The 20,002-nt window shown below is 57.3% G+C and carries 22 protein-coding genes and 1 other annotated feature; of the genes, 12 read left to right on the top strand and 10 right to left on the bottom strand.

Annotation, left to right across the window (positions count from 1 at the left end; all coding sequences use genetic code 11):
* Positions 1–7 precede the first annotated feature (7 nt).
* From cobT to dacD, 5 genes are all read right to left on the bottom strand, one after another.
* On the bottom strand, positions 8–1,066 hold the full coding sequence (gene cobT / locus Q1L34_RS08380) for a nicotinate-nucleotide--dimethylbenzimidazole phosphoribosyltransferase (protein WP_032717871.1): 1,059 nt from the start codon (positions 1,064–1,066) through the stop codon (positions 8–10).
* A gap of 164 nt (positions 1,067–1,230) precedes the next feature.
* Positions 1,231–1,554 (bottom strand): DUF496 family protein, encoded by a 324-nt coding sequence (locus Q1L34_RS08375; protein WP_004864499.1) that lies wholly within the window; start codon positions 1,552–1,554, stop codon positions 1,231–1,233.
* Between the two features lie 168 nt (positions 1,555–1,722).
* Positions 1,723–2,781 (bottom strand): FUSC family protein, encoded by a 1,059-nt coding sequence (locus Q1L34_RS08370; RefSeq protein ID WP_004864501.1) that lies wholly within the window; start codon positions 2,779–2,781, stop codon positions 1,723–1,725.
* A gap of 112 nt (positions 2,782–2,893) precedes the next feature.
* The gene (sbmC, locus tag Q1L34_RS08365) at positions 2,894–3,367 is read right to left on the bottom strand and encodes a DNA gyrase inhibitor SbmC (RefSeq protein ID WP_015583945.1); all 474 of its coding nucleotides are present in this window, start codon (positions 3,365–3,367) and stop codon (positions 2,894–2,896) included.
* A gap of 146 nt (positions 3,368–3,513) precedes the next feature.
* A complete protein-coding gene (dacD, locus tag Q1L34_RS08360; RefSeq protein ID WP_225612343.1) occupies positions 3,514–4,650 on the bottom strand; it encodes a serine-type D-Ala-D-Ala carboxypeptidase DacD in 1,137 nt (378 codons plus the stop codon).
* On the opposite strand from dacD, the gene Q1L34_RS08355 reads away from it, so the two are divergent.
* Together Q1L34_RS08355 and sbcB are read left to right on the top strand one after the other, a co-directional pair.
* A complete protein-coding gene (locus Q1L34_RS08355; protein WP_223306675.1) occupies positions 4,580–4,750 on the top strand; it encodes a hypothetical protein in 171 nt (56 codons plus the stop codon). The two genes, dacD and Q1L34_RS08355, sit on opposite strands and share 71 nt — an antisense overlap.
* Positions 4,751–4,860: 110 nt before the next feature.
* Entirely contained in the window at positions 4,861–6,285 is a 1,425-nt protein-coding gene (gene sbcB / locus Q1L34_RS08350; RefSeq protein ID WP_306125076.1) for an exodeoxyribonuclease I, read from the top strand.
* A gap of 114 nt (positions 6,286–6,399) precedes the next feature.
* Here the strand turns inward: sbcB and fusA are convergent, their stop codons facing one another.
* Entirely contained in the window at positions 6,400–8,502 is a 2,103-nt protein-coding gene (fusA, locus tag Q1L34_RS08345; protein ID WP_015583943.1) for an elongation factor G, read from the bottom strand.
* A 240-nt stretch (positions 8,503–8,742) separates the two neighbouring features.
* Between fusA and Q1L34_RS08340 the strand changes: the two genes are divergently transcribed.
* On the top strand, positions 8,743–9,042 hold the full coding sequence (locus Q1L34_RS08340; RefSeq protein ID WP_004864510.1) for an ArsR/SmtB family transcription factor: 300 nt from the start codon (positions 8,743–8,745) through the stop codon (positions 9,040–9,042).
* 108 nt (positions 9,043–9,150) lie between these two features.
* Here Q1L34_RS08340 and Q1L34_RS08335 read toward each other — a convergent pair whose 3' ends face one another.
* The 4 genes from Q1L34_RS08335 to Q1L34_RS08325 form a co-directional block, all read right to left on the bottom strand.
* A complete protein-coding gene (locus Q1L34_RS08335) occupies positions 9,151–10,509 on the bottom strand; it encodes an APC family permease (RefSeq protein ID WP_004864512.1) in 1,359 nt (452 codons plus the stop codon).
* The gene (gene yoeI / locus Q1L34_RS28410) at positions 10,499–10,564 is read right to left on the bottom strand and encodes a membrane protein YoeI (RefSeq protein WP_099002043.1); all 66 of its coding nucleotides are present in this window, start codon (positions 10,562–10,564) and stop codon (positions 10,499–10,501) included. Before yoeI ends, Q1L34_RS08335 begins: the two co-directional genes overlap by 11 nt.
* Before the next feature lie 236 nt (positions 10,565–10,800).
* A complete protein-coding gene (locus Q1L34_RS08330) occupies positions 10,801–11,691 on the bottom strand; it encodes a LysR family transcriptional regulator (RefSeq protein ID WP_032717873.1) in 891 nt (296 codons plus the stop codon).
* Between the two features lie 37 nt (positions 11,692–11,728).
* The gene (locus tag Q1L34_RS08325; RefSeq protein ID WP_044348434.1) at positions 11,729–12,553 is read right to left on the bottom strand and encodes an SDR family oxidoreductase; all 825 of its coding nucleotides are present in this window, start codon (positions 12,551–12,553) and stop codon (positions 11,729–11,731) included.
* Between the two features lie 175 nt (positions 12,554–12,728).
* On the opposite strand from Q1L34_RS08325, the gene hisL reads away from it, so the two are divergent.
* The 9 genes from hisL to hisIE all read left to right on the top strand — a co-directional run bounded on the left by hisL (position 12,729) and on the right by hisIE (position 19,984).
* Complete coding sequence (gene hisL, locus Q1L34_RS08320) at positions 12,729–12,779, top strand: his operon leader peptide (protein ID WP_099130698.1); 51 nt, start codon at positions 12,729–12,731, stop codon at positions 12,777–12,779.
* Positions 12,755–12,877: a sequence feature (His leader region), on the top strand. (Overlaps the previous gene by 25 nt.)
* Positions 12,878–12,923: 46 nt before the next feature.
* The gene (gene hisG / locus Q1L34_RS08315) at positions 12,924–13,823 is read left to right on the top strand and encodes an ATP phosphoribosyltransferase (protein ID WP_015583940.1); all 900 of its coding nucleotides are present in this window, start codon (positions 12,924–12,926) and stop codon (positions 13,821–13,823) included.
* Positions 13,824–13,879: 56 nt separating this feature from the next.
* Complete coding sequence (hisD, locus tag Q1L34_RS08310; protein WP_048023833.1) at positions 13,880–15,184, top strand: histidinol dehydrogenase; 1,305 nt, start codon at positions 13,880–13,882, stop codon at positions 15,182–15,184.
* The gene (hisC, locus tag Q1L34_RS08305; protein ID WP_032717877.1) at positions 15,181–16,242 is read left to right on the top strand and encodes a histidinol-phosphate transaminase; all 1,062 of its coding nucleotides are present in this window, start codon (positions 15,181–15,183) and stop codon (positions 16,240–16,242) included. The genes hisD and hisC overlap by 4 nt, the downstream gene beginning before the upstream one ends.
* A complete protein-coding gene (gene hisB, locus Q1L34_RS08300) occupies positions 16,239–17,306 on the top strand; it encodes a bifunctional histidinol-phosphatase/imidazoleglycerol-phosphate dehydratase HisB (protein WP_044348430.1) in 1,068 nt (355 codons plus the stop codon). The genes hisC and hisB overlap by 4 nt, the downstream gene beginning before the upstream one ends.
* The gene (gene hisH, locus Q1L34_RS08295) at positions 17,306–17,896 is read left to right on the top strand and encodes an imidazole glycerol phosphate synthase subunit HisH (protein WP_266280178.1); all 591 of its coding nucleotides are present in this window, start codon (positions 17,306–17,308) and stop codon (positions 17,894–17,896) included. The genes hisB and hisH overlap by 1 nt, the downstream gene beginning before the upstream one ends.
* Positions 17,896–18,633 carry a 1-(5-phosphoribosyl)-5-[(5-phosphoribosylamino)methylideneamino]imidazole-4-carboxamide isomerase gene (gene hisA / locus Q1L34_RS08290; RefSeq protein WP_044348427.1) on the top strand — a complete coding sequence of 246 codons (738 nt, stop codon included), beginning with the start codon at positions 17,896–17,898 and terminating at the stop codon, positions 18,631–18,633. The genes hisH and hisA overlap by 1 nt, the downstream gene beginning before the upstream one ends.
* Positions 18,615–19,391, top strand: a complete 777-nt coding sequence (gene hisF, locus Q1L34_RS08285; protein ID WP_004864530.1) for an imidazole glycerol phosphate synthase subunit HisF — start codon at positions 18,615–18,617, stop codon at positions 19,389–19,391. Before hisA ends, hisF begins: the two co-directional genes overlap by 19 nt.
* Entirely contained in the window at positions 19,385–19,984 is a 600-nt protein-coding gene (hisIE, locus tag Q1L34_RS08280) for a bifunctional phosphoribosyl-AMP cyclohydrolase/phosphoribosyl-ATP diphosphatase HisIE (protein WP_015583934.1), read from the top strand. Before hisF ends, hisIE begins: the two co-directional genes overlap by 7 nt.
* Positions 19,985–20,002: the final 18 nt, after the last annotated feature.

Genomic DNA, 20,002 nt, shown 5'->3' with positions numbered 1-20,002 from the left:
ATCTGGCTTAGCGGCTTTCCGGCAGCACGATATTACTCTCCGCCAGGGTGCCCATTTCGTTAAATACGGTGCACGCCGCCTGCACAAGATGCATCGCCAGCGCGGCACCGCTCCCCTCTCCCAGCCGCATATCCATATCCAGATAGGGCTTCAGCTGCAGATGTTCCAGCGCAATACGCGCCCCTTTTTCCGCCGACAGATGTGAAGGGATCAGATACGAATGCACGCCTGGAGCCAGACGGCAGGCTGCCAGTGCGGAGGCATAGGAGAGGAAACCGTCCAGCACAACCGGCAGTCCGCAGGAGGCGGCGCCCAGCATCACGCCGGTCATCCCCACCAAATCAAATCCGCCGACTTTCGCCAGCACGTCAAGACCATCGTCGGCCTGCGGCTGATTCACAGCAATCGCCCGACGGACGACATCGGCTTTGTGACCCAGCTGCGAGACCGGCAGGTTAGCGCCGATGCCCACCACATCCTGCGCGTCGTTCCCGGTAAGAACGCTGACGACCGCCGCCGCCGGCGTGGTGTTCGCCATCCCCAGTTCGCCAACGCCGAACACGCGTACGCCCTGCGACGCCAGTTCTCGCGTATAGCGAATGCTGGCCAGTAGCAGCGCCGTCGCCTGTTCCCGGCTCATTGCCGCCGTGCGGGCAATATTACCGCTGCCGCGCGCCACTCTCATATCCACCAGACCAGGGATCGGATCCGCGTCGATACCGGCATCGACTACATGCACCTGCGCGCCCGCCTGGGCCGCCAGCACGCAGACGCCGGTATTCTTGCGGGTCATGTTTATCGCCTGAATCGCCGTAACGGCCTGCGGCGAGATCGCCACCCCTTCGTGCCAGACGCCGTGATCGGCGCACATCACCACAATGGCTTTTTCCGCCAGCTGCAGCTGTCCCTGCAGCCCTGGCATTCCGGCCAGCTGTACTGCCAGCGCCTCCAGTCGTCCCAGACTGCCCGGGGGTTTCAATAACCCATCCAGATGTTGTTGCGCCTGAGCCATCGCCGCGCGGTCCGGCAGCGGAATGTCGGCGATGAAGGCCGAAAGATTGTCCATCATGTTCCTCGTAGCACTTGCAGGTGATTTGCCATAGCCCGTCGTGAACGCCGTCGCGCATGAAAGCTGGCGTGACGCAGCGGTTCGCCACCGGGAGAAGGAGATAAATCAGAGAGGGGATAATTCCCGACGGCGAGAGCCGCCGCCGGGCAGGTACGATGCGATTACTCTTCGACCTTCGCTTCGCCCATGACTTTCAGCTTTTTGGAAATGTCACGACGTTCTTTCGACAGTTCGGCATTTTTGATGATGTAGTCATCAACACGATCTTCGTAATCGCTTTTCATGCTGGCGATGATGCCCTGAATAGCTTCAACGCTCATGCCCGGTTTGATGTAGTCACTGAGGTTGTCCAGCAGCAGTACGCGCTTCTGGTTATCACGGATCTTTTTCTCAACGTCCTGAATTTCACGCTGCAATTTGTTCTTACGACGATACAGACGAACAAACTCCAGTACGTCCTGGAAAGAAGGCTTAGTTGTTTCCATTTTTACACCCCTAATATTTGAGATTCGGATTCGCTAAAGCGACTGCTATATAGGGCTAACATAACTGTTAGCAGCCGCGGATGACAATGTTTTTTCCTTTACGTTTATCATAACCCTAAATGCTGCTGAATCGAAGCAACCTGTGGGCAAATTGCGCGCATCTGGTTTTTATTTACGCAAAGCCCGGCAGATTAAATTCGACAGCAGTTCAAGCTGGCGCGCCAGTTCTATCGTCAGCCAGACGTAGCCGTGGATCGGGGTTTCCGCCAGGCTATCTCCCTGATGCTCTTTCATTAGTTCGCGCAGTTCGGCGACGATATCATTGAGTTTTTCCGTGTTGGCGCGAATCGGCTGCGGATTACCTTCATACAGCGCATGCGCAATCGTCAGCAGCGTTTGCTGGGTCATCTGCTGGGTCTCGCGCAGCGTGTGGGCGTTCAGCATCACAAAATGGCCGGGACGCGAGCTCCAGTATGCATTGATCTGCAGTTCCAGCATGCAGACCAGGTTACGACTCACGGTTTGAATAGCTTCAAAGATGGCTTTCTGGATATGGGTTTCTTTACTCGCCGGGGTAATCAGCCCGCGCATCTTCACCACATCGTTAAGCACTTTTTGCAGATGTTTTTCCAGCCGCGGTCTTTCCACCAGATTGGGGGAGAACCCGGCCTGATAAAGACGGTTGAAGGCGGTGACGTAATTTGCCATCTGGATTCGCCAGTGCAGGAACGCCCGCTGCGGCCAGATGCCGGTGAACAGCATGGCCAGCAGGGAACCAAAGATAACATCGCCGCTTCGCCATAGCGCGGTGTGCATATCCCCTGGCGGCGCGCCCACCACCACCGCCAGCGTAATGCCGATGAGCAGCGCCTGATACGGTTTTTTCCCTAACGCCAGCCAGCCGCAGAGGAACATCGCCACCGCGCACCACAGCACCATGACGGGTAAGGAGATAAGCTCAAGCTTTAACGCCACCAGCCCGAGCGCCGAGCCCAGGATAGTGCCGCCGATACGCTCAAAGGCGCGCGGCACCACGTTGCCCCAGAACGAAATCGGCCCCATCACCACCACCAGAGTGATCAGAGGCCACGTTCCTTCCGGTACATTCAGCAAACGAACCAGCAAAAAGGTAAGGACAAAGGCCAGAGCAATTCGAATACCATGCACCACGCGATAGTGGCGATACAGACGGATTTCGAAAGGCTTAAGTGATTTATCAGCGCGCACAGACCTCTCCAGCAAGCAAACGGCGGCAGGAAGCAAAGGCCAATTGTAACTGCTTTTTCAATGTAAGCAGTACGCTAATGTAAAAAACCTTGTCCACTGCAGGGGTAAGCGCTTATTTCGCCACCCGTTCCACCGCGACATACATTTCGATGTCCCAGTAACCGTCCTGATTGCCGTCGTTGAGATAGACCTCAAAACAGGGTTTTTCCGCCAGCCGATACGCCTTGCTCTGCACCAGGCTATTGAAGAACGCCAGCCACGGCGTCGAGAAGTCGTGATTTTCCACCCGCGCGCTGGCGACTGCATACTCTCCCCCGGCAATCTCAGTGAGAATAACCCCTTCGCTATTGGGCGGAATGACGAAATCGTCTGCTACGGTGACCACCGTATCGCAGCGCAGCTTCTCCGGTGGAACCTGATCGGGATTGTCATAGTAAACGGCCACCCACTCCTGTGCCGGAATCTGACGGCCGCTGACCCACGCCATAAGCTGCTCAAAACCCTGTTTAACGGTCTGCTCCCAGGGCCCCACCATATGAAAACCGGCAATGGTTCGTTTGCCGACGGACTTCACGCTGTAGTTCATATTGCCTCCACCAGTGATAACAACTGTATAAATGTACATATACTGTAGCCAGGTGATGCACATCAGTATGTGCGCTGATTCACAGAGTGGCCAATGAAGGGGGGCGAAAAATGAGCAAAAAAAACGCCCCGTGCGGGGCGTTGCGGTTACAGCGCGTGATGCAGATAATCGCTCATCCGCGAGAACACCCCGCCCTTGCCGACGCTTTCCAGCGTCACCAGCGGCCAGTGAGCGACCACTTTGTCGCCGTCATAGAGTGAGATTTCCCCGACCCGTTGATTTGCGGCAATTGGCGCCTCAAGATCTTTTTTATCCAGCACATATTTGGCTTTAATACGCGGCACTTCCGACTTCGGCAGCGCCAGCCAGAAATCCTGATCGGTACCCAGCTGGATTTGTTCTTTATCACCGTACCAGATACGTTCGCTGCCGACCTTTTTGCCCTTTTGCAGCACCTGAACGGTGTCGAAATTTTGCTGGCCCCAGTGCAGCAGTTTTGCCGCCTGCTGTTCGCGCCCTTTCGGGCTATCGGCACCCATCACTACGGCAATCAGGCGCCGCTGGCCGTCCACCGCGGAGGCAATCAGGTTAAAGCCGGCGCCGGAGGTATGCCCGGTCTTTAATCCATCAACATTCATGGTCTTATCCCACAGCAGCCCGTTCCGGTTCTGCTGGGTGATCCCGTTCCACGTCAGGCTTTTTTGGCTGTACATGTGATAAACGTCGGGCTCGCCGTGAATGATCGCCCGCGACAGCACCGCAAGATCGTACGCCGAGCTGTGTTGACCCGGCGCATCCAGGCCATGCACGGTTTCAAAGTGGGTATCCTGCAGATGCAGTTTTTTTACGTACTCATTCATCATGGCCACGAACTGCGGCTGGCCGCCTGCGACATAATCAGCCAGCGCCACGCAGGCATCATTGCCGGAGTCGACGATGAGGCCGCGGCTTAAATCCCGGACGCTGACCCGATCGCCGGCCTTAAGGAACATCAACGACGAGCCGTCAAAGACAGGGTTGCCTTTCGCCCAGGCGTCGCGGCCGACGGTCACAATATCGTCAAAGGAGATACGATGACTGTCGATGGCGCGATCGACGACGTATCCGGTCATGAGTTTGGTCAGGCTGGCAGGGTTGCGCTGCTGGTGTTCATTACCCGCAGTCAGGATCTGTCCGGTCGTGTAATCCATCAGTACCCAGGAGCCCGCCTGAATGGACGGTGGCGGCACGGTGACGGGGAAATCATTGGCAGCAAATGCGCAAGAAACGCTCGAAGCGAGCAAAGTTACAGCAATAAAAAAACGGCCTTTCAACGGCATATCCTCTAAATTGACAGATTCGCCGTCCTTTTTACGGAAGTTCTCCTTTCAAATCAGGGTTTAATTGCAAGAAAATATGACACGGCAAAAGCGCCGCGCAGCCAACGCCCTTCTGATGCCCAGGTAAATCGTTTACCATAACGGGTGCCAGCCACCATGGAAAATGAACAGATTATGCAAGATAGCGCCAACCAGCCCGGATTTTTATTCCACGATTACGAAACCTTCGGTACCCACCCTGCGCTCGATCGGCCGGCCCAGTTCGCCGCCATTCGCACCGATGCCGAACTGAATATCATCGGTGAGCCGGAGGTTTTCTACTGCAAACTGGCCGACGACTATCTGCCGCAGCCGCAGGCGGTGATGATAACCGGGATCACCCCGCAGGAAGCGAACGCCAAAGGCGATAATGAAGCCGCCTTTGCCCGCCGGATTCACGATCTGTTCACGGTGCCGAAAACCTGCATCGTCGGCTATAACAACGTGCGCTTCGATGATGAGGTCAGCCGGAATATTTTCTATCGTAACTTTTACGATCCCTACGCCTGGAGCTGGCAGCACGACAACTCTCGCTGGGATCTGCTGGATGTGATGCGCGCCTGTTACGCCCTGCGCCCGGAAGGGATCAACTGGCCGGAGAACGACGACGGACTGCCAAGCTTTCGCCTTGAGCATCTGACTGTCGCTAATGATATTGAACACAGCAACGCCCACGACGCGATGGCCGACGTTTACGCCACCATCGCCATGGCAAAACTGGTCAAAGCCCGGCAACCGCGTCTGTTTGACTATCTCTATAGTCATCGCAACAAGCGCAAGCTGGCGACACTGATCGACGTTCCGCAAATGAAGCCGCTGGTCCATGTTTCCGGCATGTTCGGCGCGGCGCGCGGCAACACCAGCCTGGTGGCACCGCTGGCCTGGCATCCGGATAACCGCAATGCGGTGATCATGGTCGATCTGGCCGGCGATATGACGCCGCTGCTGGAACTGGATGCCGATACCCTACGCGAGCGTCTGTACACGCCAAAAGCCGATCTGGGCGAACTGGCGGCGGTACCGATTAAGCTGGTTCATCTCAACAAATGCCCGGTGCTGGCGCAGGATAATACGCTACGCCCGCAGGATGCCGACCGCCTGGGGATTAACCGCCAGCGCTGTCTGGATAACCTGCAGCTGTTGCGCAGTCATCCGCAGGTGCGGGAAAAAGCGGTGGCTATTTTCGCTGAAGCGGAGCCGTTTGTTCCCTCCGACAACGTCGATACTCAGCTCTATAACGGCTTTTTCAGCGATGCCGACCGCGCGGCGATGAAAATTGTGCTGGAAACCGAGCCGCGCAACCTGCCGGCGCTGGATATTACTTTTGCCGACAAACGGATCGAGAGTCTGCTGTTTAACTACCGCGCCCGCAACTTCCCCGGCAGCCTTGACGAGGCCGAGCAGCAGCGCTGGTTAGAACATCGTCGCGAGGTGTTTACGCCGGCGTTTTTGCAGGCCTATGCCGATGAGTTGCAGATGCTGTATCAACAGCATGAACAGGACAGTGAAAAGCTCGCGCAGCTGAAGGCGCTGTGGCAATACGCGCAGGAGATTGTTTAATTTGCGGGAGCGCCCGGAGGCGGCGCTTGCTGCGCCCTGTCCGGGCGATAAAACCCAATACAGCACGCTCCCGTCTCCCGGGTGAGGCAAGAGCCACGACCCGGGAACGGTGATTTAGCCTTTGGCGCGGCTGGCGATAATCGCGTCAGCCACGTTGCGCGGGGCTTCCGCGTAGTGATGGAACTCCATACTGTAGGTCGCTCGTCCCTGCGACATCGAGCGCAGCGTAGTGGAATAGCCAAACATTTCAGCCAGCGGAACATCCGCGCGGATAATCTGGCTGCCGAATCGCTCTTCCATCCCCTGCACCATGCCACGACGAGAAGAGAGATCGCCCATAATATTCCCGGCATACTCTTCCGGCGTTTCCACCTCCACATGCATCACCGGTTCGAGAATCACCGGATCGGCTCTGCGCGCCCCCTCCTTGAAGCCAAAAATCGCCGCCATGCGGAAGGCCATTTCCGATGAGTCGACATCATGATACGAACCAAATGTCAGGGTCGCTTTGACATCGACGACCGGATAACCCGCCAGCACGCCGGTGCCCATCGCTTCACGCAAGCCTTTCTCCACCGAAGGAATGTACTCGCGTGGCACCACGCCGCCTTTCGTTGCGTCTTCAAACACAAAACCGCTCCCCGGCGCCAGCGGTTCGAGGGTCAGCACAACATGACCATACTGCCCTTTCCCGCCGGACTGACGGACAAATTTACCTTCCACCTCTTTCACCGTTTTACGCAGTGTTTCGCGGTAGGTGACCTGTGGACGGCCGATATTCGCCTCAACGCCAAACTCACGCTTCATCCGGTCGACGATAATTTCCAGGTGCAGTTCGCCCATCCCGGAGATAATTGTCTGTCCGGACTCTTCATCCGTATGCAGACGGAAAGAGGGATCCTCAGAGGCCAGGCGCTGTAGGGCAATCCCCATTTTCTCCTGATCCGCTTTGGTTTTCGGCTCAATCGCCAGCGAAATCACCGGCTCCGGGAACTCCATCCGTTCCAGGGTAATGATCGCATTCGGATCGCACAGGGTGTCGCCGGTGGTGACATCTTTCAACCCGACGCAGGCGGCAATATCCCCGGCATGCAGCTCATCTACTTCATGGCGATCGTTGGCATGCATCAGCACAATACGCCCGATGCGTTCTTTCTTGCCTTTGACCGGATTATAGACCGCATCGCCTTTTTTCAGGGTGCCGGAATAGACACGAATAAAGGTCAGCTGGCCGACGTACGGGTCGGTCATCAGTTTAAACGCCAGCGCCGAGAACGGTTCGTCGTCGCCAGGATGGCGTTCCGCCGGCAGCCCTTTCTCATCAACGCCGTCAATCGCCGGCACATCCTGCGGCGAAGGCATCAGTTCGATAACCGCATCCAGCATCCGCTGCACGCCTTTATTTTTAAAGGCGCTGCCGCACAGCACCGGCTGAATTTCGCCGCCGACGGTACGTTTACGCAGCCCGGCCACAATATCGGCCTCGCTCAACTCGCCGCTCTCGAGATATTTATCCATCAGCTCATCGTTAGCTTCCGCCGCTGCGGAGACCATTTTTTCTCGCCACTGCCGGGCGGTTGCCAGCAGCTCGTCCGGTACCGGCGCATAGCTGAAAGTCATCCCCTGGGTTGCGTCATCCCATAAAATGGCGCGCATTTTGATGAGATCCACCACGCCGGTGAAATGCTCCTCGGCACCAACGGGGATTACGATCGGCACGGGATTCGCTTTCAGGCGGTCAATCATCATCTGCACGACGCGGAAGAAGTCGGCGCCCGGACGGTCCATTTTATTGACGAAGGCCAGCCGCGGAACGTGATATTTATTCGCCTGTCGCCACACGGTTTCCGATTGCGGCTGCACGCCGCCGACGGAGTCATAGACCATCACCGCACCATCCAGCACGCGCATCGAGCGCTCTACTTCGATGGTGAAATCCACGTGGCCCGGGGTATCGATAATATTGATACGATGCGGCTCGAAGCTACGGTCCATGCCGGGCCAGAAGCAGCTCACCGCAGCGGAAGTAATCGTAATTCCGCGCTCTTGCTCCTGCGCCATCCAGTCAGTGGTTGCCGCGCCATCGTGTACTTCACCCAGTTTGTGGCTCATTCCGGTGTAAAACAGAATGCGCTCGGTGGTGGTGGTTTTACCGGCATCGATATGCGCGGAGATACCGATGTTGCGATAACGTTCGAGAGGGATGGGTCGGGGCATGATGCGTCCTTAGTCATTTTGACTGTCAGTAAGCGGCCAAATGGTGCCGCAGAGTGGTTAACTGCCGTCATCATAGTACAACTGTACGAGTATATTCGAACTATTTTTGCTATTACTGTCATTGGTGAAGCGACGGCTTGCACGCGTGGCGTTAGACCCTCAGTTTGGATATATTAGCTGCCAGCCGCCGATACGGGCCGCGACTCCCGGGAGCCGCGCAACCGCCGACACAGGATTATTATGATCGCCAATCACCCCGAACGTGAACACATTCGCCTGGAAAATGTTCTTTTTGCCCTTGGTAACCCGATGCGCCTGGAGATCGTTCGCATCCTGGCCGACGGCAGCGAGCAGAGCTGTAACGCATTGCGTCATGAAGACATCGCCAAGTCGACGATGACCCACCACTGGCGCGTCCTGCGCGATAGCGGCGTCATCTGGCAGCGCCCTCAGGGGCGGGAGAATATGATTTCCCTGCGCCGGGAGGATCTCGACGCGCGCTTTCCCGGGCTGCTGGATGCGCTTCTGAAGGTGATGTAGGAAGGCGTGATTCGGGTTATCAGCCGCAGTCAGGCCGGGAACGGCAGAGGACAAAAACAAAAAAGCCGGAGGTTTCCCTCCGGCTTTTTTAATCACAACGGGCGATGGTTACGCTACGTCTTCGTACTGCGGTACCGGGTTGCGGAAGCTTTTGGTCACGCAGGCCAGGTACACCAGACCAATACCGCCCCAGATCAGGCCCAGAATCATTGAGCTCTCTTCCAGGTTAATCCACAGCGCACCCACGGTCAGGGCGCCGCACACCGGCAGGATCAGGTAGTTAAAGTGATCTTTCAGCGTCTTGTTACGCTTTTCACGGATCCAGAACTGGGAGATGACCGACAGGTTAACGAAGGTAAATGCCACCAGCGCACCAAAGTTAATCAGCGCCGTCGCCGTCACCAGGTCGAATTTAATCGCCAGCAGAGCAATCGCGCCAACCAGCAGCACGTTCCACGCCGGAGTACGCCATTTCGGGTGTACGTAGCCGAAGAAACGGGTCGGGAACACGCCATCGCGGCCCATGACGTACATCAGACGAGAAACGCCTGCATGCGCGGCCATGCCGGAAGCCAGCACGGTCACGCTGGAGAAGATCAGCACGCCCCACTGGAAGGTTTTACCCGCGACGTACAGCATAATTTCAGGCTGCGATGCGTCCGGATCTTTAAAGCGCGAGATATCCGGGAAATAGAGCTGCAGGAAGTAAGAGGCACCGATGAAAATCAGGCCGCCAATCAACGCAGTCAGGAAAATAGCCTTCGGAATCACGCGCTCAGCGTCCTTGGTCTCTTCAGACAGCGAAGAGATGCCATCGAAGCCCAGGAACGAGAAGCACAGAATGGTCGCACCGGTAATCATCGGCACCACGTGCGCCCCTTCAGACCAGAACGGACGGGTGCTGGTCAGTGTGCCTGCGCCTTCGCCGTGCATCACGCCGTAGATAATCAGCCCAACAATCACCGCCACGATCCCCATCTGCAGGATAACGATCAGGGTGTTGAAGTTTGCTACGGTCTTGATGCTGCGCAGGTTAGAGATGGTCATAAAGGCCACCAGCGCGACAACGAAGATCCACGAAGGAATAGAAGGCACCAGCGCTTCAAAGTAAATTTTGGCCAGCAGAATGTTGATCATCGGCATGAACAGATAGTCCAGCAGCGATGACCAGCCCACCATAAAGCCCACGGCCGGGCTGATGGATTTCTGAGCGTAGGTGTAAGCGGAACCCGCTGACGGGAAACGACGAACCAGTTTACCGTAGCTGAGTGCCGTAAAGAGAATGGCGATCAACGCGAAGGCGTAAGCCGTCGCGACGTGACCGTCGGTCAAACCAGAGACGATACCAAACGTATCGAACAGCGTCATCGGCTGCATATAGGCCAGGCCCATCATTACAACCGGAATCAACGTAAGCGTTTTACGTAATTCCACGCGAGAGGTTTTTGGAGTAGCGTTATGCGACATGGTGGTTATCCCCTTTTACGGCGAAGGCCAGCGCGTAAGCAAAAAATTGCCCCATTTTAGTGTATTCCTCAGCGACAACGACTGTCGGTTTTTAGTAAATATCTATCCGGTACGAAGCCCGGCCTCTTGGTATTGAATGATGTGTCTTTAAAGCAAAAAAATAACCGACACTTTAAAAAAGCGTCGGCTAGTTTCTATTTTTTCAGGCCGCGTATTTTGCAACACTTACTGGCCAAATGACAAGATGTTGAAGCGGCAAATCGTCGCCACAATTACTTAACAGATTAATATTTATACAATTTTAATATCATAGATCGTATGGATAGCATTATTTGCTAAAATCTCGCTGCGCCACCATGCGCAAGAGAGTCCGGCGGCGTCTTCATTCCAGCCAAGCCATGCCCGATGCGCGGGTAAATGAGAGGCCACCTCTTTCTCTATCAGCTCACCGCTTTCCAGCTGATCCTGCACCAGATACCTGGGCACATATCCCCATCCGAGCCCCGCGCTAATCAACATCAGCTGGCCGGCAAAATCGTACGTCACGAGGCTTTCCTGATCGTCAACCGGCGGCCATTCTCCCCCGCTGACGATAGCCCGATAGTGTTTCATCGCCCGCCAGCTTAACGGCGCATCCATTTTTGCCAGCGGGTGCTGCGGCGCGATAACAAAGATGTGCGCCAGCTCGCCCAGCGGGCTAAAACCATAGCCGACGAGCGCCGGCGGGTCGCTTAAGACCCCTACGACGATATCAGCCCGCCCTTCCACCAGCGCACTCCAGCCGCTGGCCGGCGTATCGCGGACAAAACGCAGTCGGGCAGCGGTATGCTGCTGATAGAAGCGGCTCACCAGAGGCGCCAGTAAAAAGAAGGGAAAGGTGTTATCCACCGCCAGCACCAGCGCATTTTCCCAGCCCTGATGCAGTTTAATCGCCTGTTTTTCCAGCTCGCGGACGGTATGCAGAACTTCGCGCCCCTTTTCCAGCAGCATCTGTCCGGTGGGGGTAAAGCGCGCCCGATGGCCGCTGCGGTCAAGCAGCTGAATATTGAGATCGCTTTCCAGTTTATGAATGGTATAGCTCAGCGCAGAAGGCGTTTTGTACAGCTTTGCCGACGCCGCGGCAAAGCTCCCCTCTTTTTCCAGCGCATCCAGAATGACGAGGACATCCAGCAGTGGTTTCATCGCCGCCCCCTTAGGTTCGCGATTCCCCGCTGGCGGATTACTCCATCGGCATCACCAGCGGATCGGGGTACTGATAGTCAAACCCCAGTTCATAGCAGATACGGTTACCATCAATAATTTTTCCGGCGCCGCCGTTTGGGCTATCGGCAAACACCGGGGCCGGTAAGCCAAGTTCACGGGCCATTTGCGGATAGAACACGCCGCGCGCCGGATGTTTGGGCGCACATATATTATAGATGTGTCCGCCCTTCGGAGCCTGCAGCAGCAGCTCGATTGCTGAAATGACATCCTGCAGGTGTACCAGGTTCACGCCGTGCTGACCGTCCGGCGCGGACTTCCCGGCAAAGAAACGCCCGGGATGACGAGAGGGCCCTACCAGTCCGGCCAGACGCAAAATATCCACCGAGGTACCCGGAAGGTTGTGCAGCCAGTCCTCCAGCTCCTTCAACACCCTGCCGCTGGCGGTTTGCGGATCGCGCGGCGAATTTTCTTTTAACGTCCCGCTGGCATTGCCGTATACGGAAGTGGAACTGGTGAAGACGATCCGCGGGATATGGTAGGCCAGCGCCGTATCGACGAGCTCCTGTACCGCCTGCAGATAAAAATCCTCCCCGGGCCCGCTGCGGCGAGCCGGCAGCGTAATCACCAGCGCATCCACGTTCATCAATGCATCCAGATCTTCGGCATCGCAGACCAGCTGCGGCTCCAGGCGTAACGGAAAGCTGTCGATACCGCACATCCTCGCCGCCTCCACGCCGTCCTGGGTGGTTTTGCTGCCGGTAACCTGCCATCCCCGCGCGCTCAATGACAAAGCGAGCGGCATGCCCAGCCATCCTAAACCGACAATTGCGACCTTTTTCATACCTGGCTCCTGACTCTTTCGCTGTGCTGACTTAAGGCTACGCCAGCCAGCGGCAACTGACAATTTCTTCAGTGAAGATGAAATGAATTAATGATGGTAAAAAGCCCTTGCTTTCTGCGCTTGAAGTGGTTTAGGTTAAAAGGCATCAAATGCATAGTCATTCAAAGAGAATTTTATGAACAGCGTTCAATTTAAACACCATCATCATCACCATCATCCTGACTAGTCTTTCAGGCGATGTGTGCTGGAAGACGTTTAGATCTTCCAGAGGTGCATGAGCGCGAATAGAGCCCCCGGAAGATTTACTTCCGGGGGCTTTTTTTTGAACCAAATTCGGACAGATTCAGACAGGAATTAAGAGGAAACAAGAATGTTAGACAACAGCCGTTTACGCATAGCTATTCAAAAATCAGGCCGCCTGAGTGAAGATTCACGCGAATTACTGAGCCGTTGTGGCATTAAAGTGAATTTGCACACCCAGCGTCTGATTGCGCTGGCGGAAAATATGCCGATCGACATTCTGCGTGTCCGCGATGACGATATCCCGGGCCTGATTATGGACGGCGTGGTGGATCTGGGCATCATTGGCGAGAACGTGCTGGAAGAAGAGCTGCTGAGCCGTCGCGCTCAGGGTGAAGACCCGCGCTATTTCACTCTGCGTCGTCTTGATTTTGGCGGCTGCCGCCTGTCGCTGGCCACTCCGGCGGATGAACGCTGGGACGGCCCGGCGTCGCTGGACGGCAAACGTATTGCCACCTCCTACCCGCACCTGCTGAAGCGCTACCTCGATCAGAAAGGCATCTCCTTTAAATCCTGTCTGCTGAACGGTTCCGTTGAAGTCGCCCCGCGCGCTGGCCTGGCCGACGCCATTTGCGACCTGGTCTCCACCGGCGCGACCCTGGAGGCCAACGGTCTGCGCGAAGTGGAAGTGATGTTCCGCTCTAAAGCCTGCCTGATTCAGCGCGATGGCGAAATGGCCGATGCCAAACAGCAGCTAATCGACCGCCTGCTGACCCGTATTCAGGGGGTGATTCAGGCGCGCGAATCCAAATACATCATGATGCACGCCCCGACCGAACGTCTGGAGGAAGTGGTGGCCCTGCTGCCTGGCGCTGAGCGCCCGACCATTCTGCCGCTGGCAGGTGACAAACAGCGCGTTGCCATGCACATGGTCAGCAGCGAAACCCTGTTCTGGGAAACCATGGAAAAACTGAAAGCGCTGGGTGCCAGCTCCATTCTGGTACTGCCCATCGAGAAAATGATGGAGTAATCCACGGGGAACAGGCCCGACGGGTCTGTCTCAGAGATTAGACAGGGGAAACGACCATGAGCTTCAATACCATCATCGACTGGAACAGCTGTAGCGCACAACAGCAGCAGCAGCTCTTAATGCGCCCGGCGATTTCTGCCTCCGACAGCATCACCCGCACGGTGGCGGACATTCTTGATAACGTCAAAAACAATGGCGACGCGGCGCTGCGTGAATACAGCGCAAAGTTTGATAAAACCGACGTCAAAACGCTGCAAGTCAGCGAAGAAGAGATTGCCGCCGCCGGCGCGCGCCTCAGCGATGAGCTGAAACAAGCCATGGCGGTCGCGGTCAGCAATATCGAGACCTTCCACAACGCGCAAAAACTGCCGGGCGTGGATGTGGAGACGCTGCCGGGCGTACGTTGCCAGCAGGTGACTCGCCCTATCGCCTCCGTCGGCCTCTATATTCCCGGCGGTTCTGCGCCGCTGTTCTCGACGGTACTGATGCTGGCGACGCCGGCGCGCATCGCGGGATGTCAGCAGGTGGTTCTGTGCTCGCCGCCGCCGATTGCCGATGAGATTCTTTACGCGGCCCAGCTTTGCGGCGTGCGCACAATCTTCAACGTCGGCGGCGCTCAGGCGATTGCCGCCCTCGCTTTCGGCACCGAGTCGGTGGCAAAAGTTGATAAGATTTTTGGCCCGGGCAACGCCTTCGTCACCGAAGCCAAGCGCCAGGTCAGCCAGCGACTGGACGGCGCGGCGATCGATATGCCGGCGGGACCGTCGGAAGTGCTGGTGATTGCCGACGGCGGCGCGACGCCGGACTTTGTCGCCTCTGATCTGCTGTCGCAGGCGGAGCACGGCCCGGATTCTCAGGTGATCCTGCTGACGCCGGATGCGGCGATGGGGCAACAGGTCGCCCGCGCCGTTGAGCGCCAGCTGGCGGAGCTGCCGCGGGCGGAGACCGCCCGGGAAGCGCTCTCGGCCAGCCGTATTATCGTGGCCCGCGATCTCGCCCAGTGCGTAGAAATCTCCAACCAGTACGGTCCGGAACACCTGATTATCCAGACCCGTAACGCCCGTGAACTGGTTGACAGCATTACCAGCGCCGGTTCGGTGTTCCTCGGCGACTGGTCGCCGGAGTCCGCCGGTGATTATGCCTCCGGCACCAACCACGTGCTGCCGACCTATGGCTATACCGCCACCTGTTCAAGTCTGGGACTGGCGGACTTCCAGAAACGAATGACCGTGCAGGAGCTGTCGCGCGAAGGTTTTGCCGCCCTCGCCTCGACCATTGAGATCCTCGCCGCCGCAGAGCGCCTGACCGCCCACAAAAATGCCGTTACGCTGCGCGTTGCAGCCCTTAAGGAGCAAGCATGAGCATCGAAGATTTAGCCCGCGCTAACGTGCGCGATCTGACGCCTTATCAGTCTGCTCGCCGTCTGGGCGGCAAAGGCGATGTCTGGTTGAACGCCAATGAATTCCCGACCGCCGTCGAATTTCAGCTGACCCAGCAGACGCTGAACCGCTATCCGGAATGCCAGCCCAAGGCGGTGATTGAGAATTATGCCCGCTATGCCGGCGTTAAGCCGGAGCAGGTTCTGGTCAGCCGCGGCGCCGATGAAGGTATCGAGCTGCTGATCCGCGCCTTCTGCGAACCGGGACAAGATGCGGTGCTCTATTGCCCGCCAACCTACGGCATGTACAGCGTCAGCGCCGAAACCATCGGCGTGGCCTGTCGTACCGTGCCGGCCCTGAGCGACTGGCAGCTCGATCTGCCCGGTATTGCCGCCAATCTCGACGGTGTGAAGGTGGTTTTTGTTTGCAGCCCCAATAACCCGACCGGACAGATTATCAATCCCGACGACATGCGTAAGCTGCTGGAGATGACCCGCGGGAAGGCGATCGTGGTGGCCGATGAAGCCTATATCGAATTCTGCCCGCAGGCGACGCTGGCCGGCTGGCTGAGCGACTATCCGCACCTGGTGGTGCTGCGCACGTTGTCAAAAGCCTTTGCCCTCGCCGGGCTGCGCTGTGGGTTTACCCTCGCGAACGCCGAGGTGATTAGCCTGTTAATGAAGGTCATCGCCCCCTACCCGCTGTCAACGCCGGTAGCCGACATTGCCGCCCAGGCGCTCAACGAGCAGGGTATCGCCGCGATGCGCGCGCGCGTGGCGCAGATTCTCGACGAGCGCGAGTATCTGATCGGCCAGCTGCGCGGTATCCCGTGCGTTGAACAGGTCTTTGACTCCGAGACTAACTATGTCCTCGTGCGCTTTAAAGCGTCCAGCGCAGTGTTTAAATCTTTGTGGGATCAGGGCATTATCTTACGAGACCAGAATAAACAACCCTCATTAAGCGGCTGTTTGCGTATCACTATCGGTACCCGTGCAGAGAGCCAGCGCGTGATTGACGCTTTGACTGCGGAGAATGTATGACCCAGAAGTTTCTCTTTATTGACCGTGACGGTACGCTGATTTCCGAGCCACCGGTTGATTTTCAGGTAGACCGCTTTGAAAAACTGGCCTTTGAGCCGCAGGTGATCCCGGCCCTGCTGAAACTGCAGCAGGAAGGTTACAAACTGGTGATGATCACCAATCAGGACGGTCTGGGGACCGACAGTCTGCCGCAGGCGGAGTTTGACGGCCCGCACAATCTGATGATGCAGGTGTTCTCTTCCCAGGGCGTCAGTTTCGACGACGTGCTGATTTGTCCGCATCTGCCGGCTGACAACTGCGAATGCCGTAAGCCGAAAACCCAGCTGGTGCTGCCGTGGCTGGAAGAAGACGTCATGGATAAAGCCCACAGCTACGTTATCGGCGATCGCGCCACCGACATCCAGCTGGCGGATAACATGGGCATTACTGGCCTGCGCTATGATCGCGAGACGCTGAACTGGCCGACTATCTGCGAACAGCTGACTCGCCGCGACCGCTATGCCCACGTTGAGCGCAACACCAAAGAGACCCAGGTGGATGTCAAAGTCTGGCTGGATCGCGAAGGCGGCAGCAAAATCCACACCGGCGTCGGCTTCTTCGATCATATGCTCGATCAAATCGCCACCCACGGCGGCTTCCGTCTTGAAATTAACGTTGGCGGCGACCTCTATATTGACGATCACCACACCGTGGAAGATACCGGTCTGGCGCTGGGCGAGGCGTTGAGGCTGGCGCTGGGCGATAAGCGCGGGATCAACCGTTTTGGGTTTGTGCTGCCGATGGACGAATGTCTGGCCCGCTGCGCGCTGGATATTTCCGGTCGCCCGCACCTGGAATATAAAGCCGACTTCGCCTATCAGCGCGTCGGCGATCTGAGCACCGAGATGGTTGAGCACTTCTTCCGCTCGCTCTCCTACACCATGGCGGTCACGCTGCACCTGAAAACGAAGGGCAAGAACGACCATCATCGCGTCGAAAGCCTGTTTAAGGCCTTTGGCCGTACGCTGCGTCAGGCCATTCGCGTGCAGGGCGATACGCTGCCCTCGTCGAAAGGAGTCCTGTGATGAACGTGGTGATCCTCGACACCGGCTGCGCCAACCTCAATTCGGTAAAGTCGGCAATCGGCCGCCACGGCTATGAGCCGGCGGTCAGCCGCGATCCGGATGTGGTGCTGCGCGCCGATAAACTGTTTTTACCCGGCGTCGGTACCGCGCAGGCGGCCATGGACCAGATTCGCGAACGCGAGCTGATTGAGCTGGTGAAAGCCTGCACCCAGCCGGTGCTCGGCATCTGCCTCGGCATGCAGCTGCTGGGGCGGCGTAGCGAAGAGAGCAACGGCGTGGATTTGCTGGGCATTATCGAAGAAGACGTGCCTAAAATGACCGACCACGGGCTGCCGCTGCCGCATATGGGCTGGAACCGGGTCTATCCGAAAGCCGGGAATCGTCTGTTCCACGGTATCGATGACGGCGCTTATTTTTATTTCGTTCACAGCTATGCCATGCCGGTGAATCCTTACACCATCGCCCAGTGTCATTACGGCGAGCCGTTCACCGCGGCGGTACAGAAAGATAACTTTTTTGGCGTCCAGTTCCACCCGGAACGCTCGGGCAGCGCCGGCGCGCAGCTGCTGAAAAACTTCCTGGAGATGTGATGATCATTCCTGCTTTAGATTTAATTGACGGCACGGTTGTCCGTCTCCATCAGGGCGATTACGGTCAGCAGCGCGACTACGGCAACGATCCGCTGCCGCGCCTGCAGTCGTACGCGGCGCAAGGGGCCGAAGTGCTGCATCTGGTCGACCTGACCGGCGCGAAAGACCCGGCCAGGCGCCAGATCCCGCTGCTGAAAACGCTGGTGGCCGGCGTGAACGTACCGGTGCAGGTTGGCGGCGGCGTGCGGACGGAAGAAGATGTGGCGGCCCTGCTTGCCGCAGGCGTGGCGCGCGTGGTGGTGGGTTCGACGGCGGTGAAATCGCCGGAAGTGGTAAAAGGCTGGTTTAAGCGTTTTGGCCCGCAGCATCTGGTGCTGGCGCTGGACGTACGTATCGACGCGGAAGGCAACAAGCAGGTGGCAGTCAGCGGCTGGCAGGAAAACTCCGGCGTGACGCTGGAAGAGCTGGTGGAGAGCTATCAATCCGTCGGGCTGCAGCACGTCCTGTGCACCGATATCTCTCGCGATGGCACTCTGGCGGGGTCCAACGTCGCGCTGTATGAAGAAGTGTGCGCCCGCTATCCGCAGGTGGCCTTTCAGTCTTCTGGCGGTATCGGCGATCTGCAGGATATTGCCGCGCTGCGCGGAACCGGTGTGCGCGGCGTGATTGTCGGTCGCGCGCTGCTGGAAGGTAAATTTAATGTAACGGAGGCCATTCAATGCTGGCAAAACGGATAATCCCCTGCCTCGACGTTCGTGACGGCCAGGTAGTGAAAGGCGTGCAGTTCCGTAATCACGAAATCATCGGCGATATCGTCCCGCTGGCGAAACGCTATGCCGACGAAGGCGCTGATGAGCTGGTGTTCTACGATATCACCGCCTCCAGCGACGGCCGCGTCGTCGATAAAAGCTGGGTGTCGCGGGTAGCGGAAGTGATCGATATTCCTTTCTGCGTCGCGGGCGGAATTAAATCCCTCGACGATGCGGCGCAGATTCTCTCCTTCGGCGCCGACAAGATTTCGATTAACTCCCCGGCGCTGGCCGATCCGACGCTGATTACCCGTCTGGCCGATCGTTTTGGCGTGCAGTGTATTGTGGTGGGTATCGACACCTGGTTTGATGCCGAGAGCGGTAAATATCACGTCAACCAGTACACCGGCGATGAGAGCCGCACGCGCGTGACTCAGTGGGAGACTCTCGACTGGGTGCAGGAAGTCCAGAAACGTGGCGCCGGCGAGATCGTGCTGAACATGATGAATCAGGACGGCGTGCGTAACGGCTACGATCTTGAACAGTTGCGCAAAGTCCGCGCCGTCTGCCACGTACCGCTTATCGCCTCCGGCGGCGCCGGCACCATGGAGCACTTCCTTGAAGCCTTCCGCGACGCCAACGTCGACGGTGCGCTGGCGGCGTCGGTGTTCCACAAGCAGATTATTAATATTGGTGAACTAAAAACGTACCTGGCAGCACAGGGCGTGGAGATTAGGGTATGTTAACTGAACAGCTGGACTGGGAAAAAACCGACGGCATGATGCCGGCCATCGTACAGCACGCCATCTCCGGCGAAGTCCTGATGTTGGGCTATATGAATCAGGATGCGCTGGCGAAGACCGAAGAGAGCGGTAAAGTGACCTTTTATTCGCGGACCAAACAGCGTCTGTGGACCAAAGGGGAAACCTCCGGCAACTTTCTCAACGTGGTGAGCATTACGCCGGATTGCGACAACGATACCCTGCTGGTGCTGGTTAACCCAATCGGTCCGACCTGCCATAAAGGCACATCAAGCTGCTTCGGTGACGCCGGCCACCAGTGGCTGTTCCTGTATCAGCTGGAGCAACTGCTGGCCGAGCGTAAGCATGCGGATCCGCAAAGCTCATATACCGCGAAGCTGTACGCCAGCGGTACCAAGCGTATTGCGCAAAAAGTCGGGGAAGAAGGCGTGGAAACCGCGCTGGCCGCGACGGTGCATGACCAGTTCGAACTGAAGAACGAAGCGTCGGATCTGATGTATCACCTGCTGGTACTGCTGCAGGATCAGGGGCTGGATTTGACGGCAGTGGTCGAGAACCTGCGTAGCCGGCATAAATAAATCGATGAAGGGAGGGGA

The organism is Klebsiella ornithinolytica (genome assembly GCF_030505655.1).
GTDB lineage: Bacteria > Pseudomonadota > Gammaproteobacteria > Enterobacterales > Enterobacteriaceae > Klebsiella > Klebsiella ornithinolytica.
Note: the sequence above shows the minus strand (reverse complement) of the source record. Positions and strands in the feature narration are given on the sequence as shown.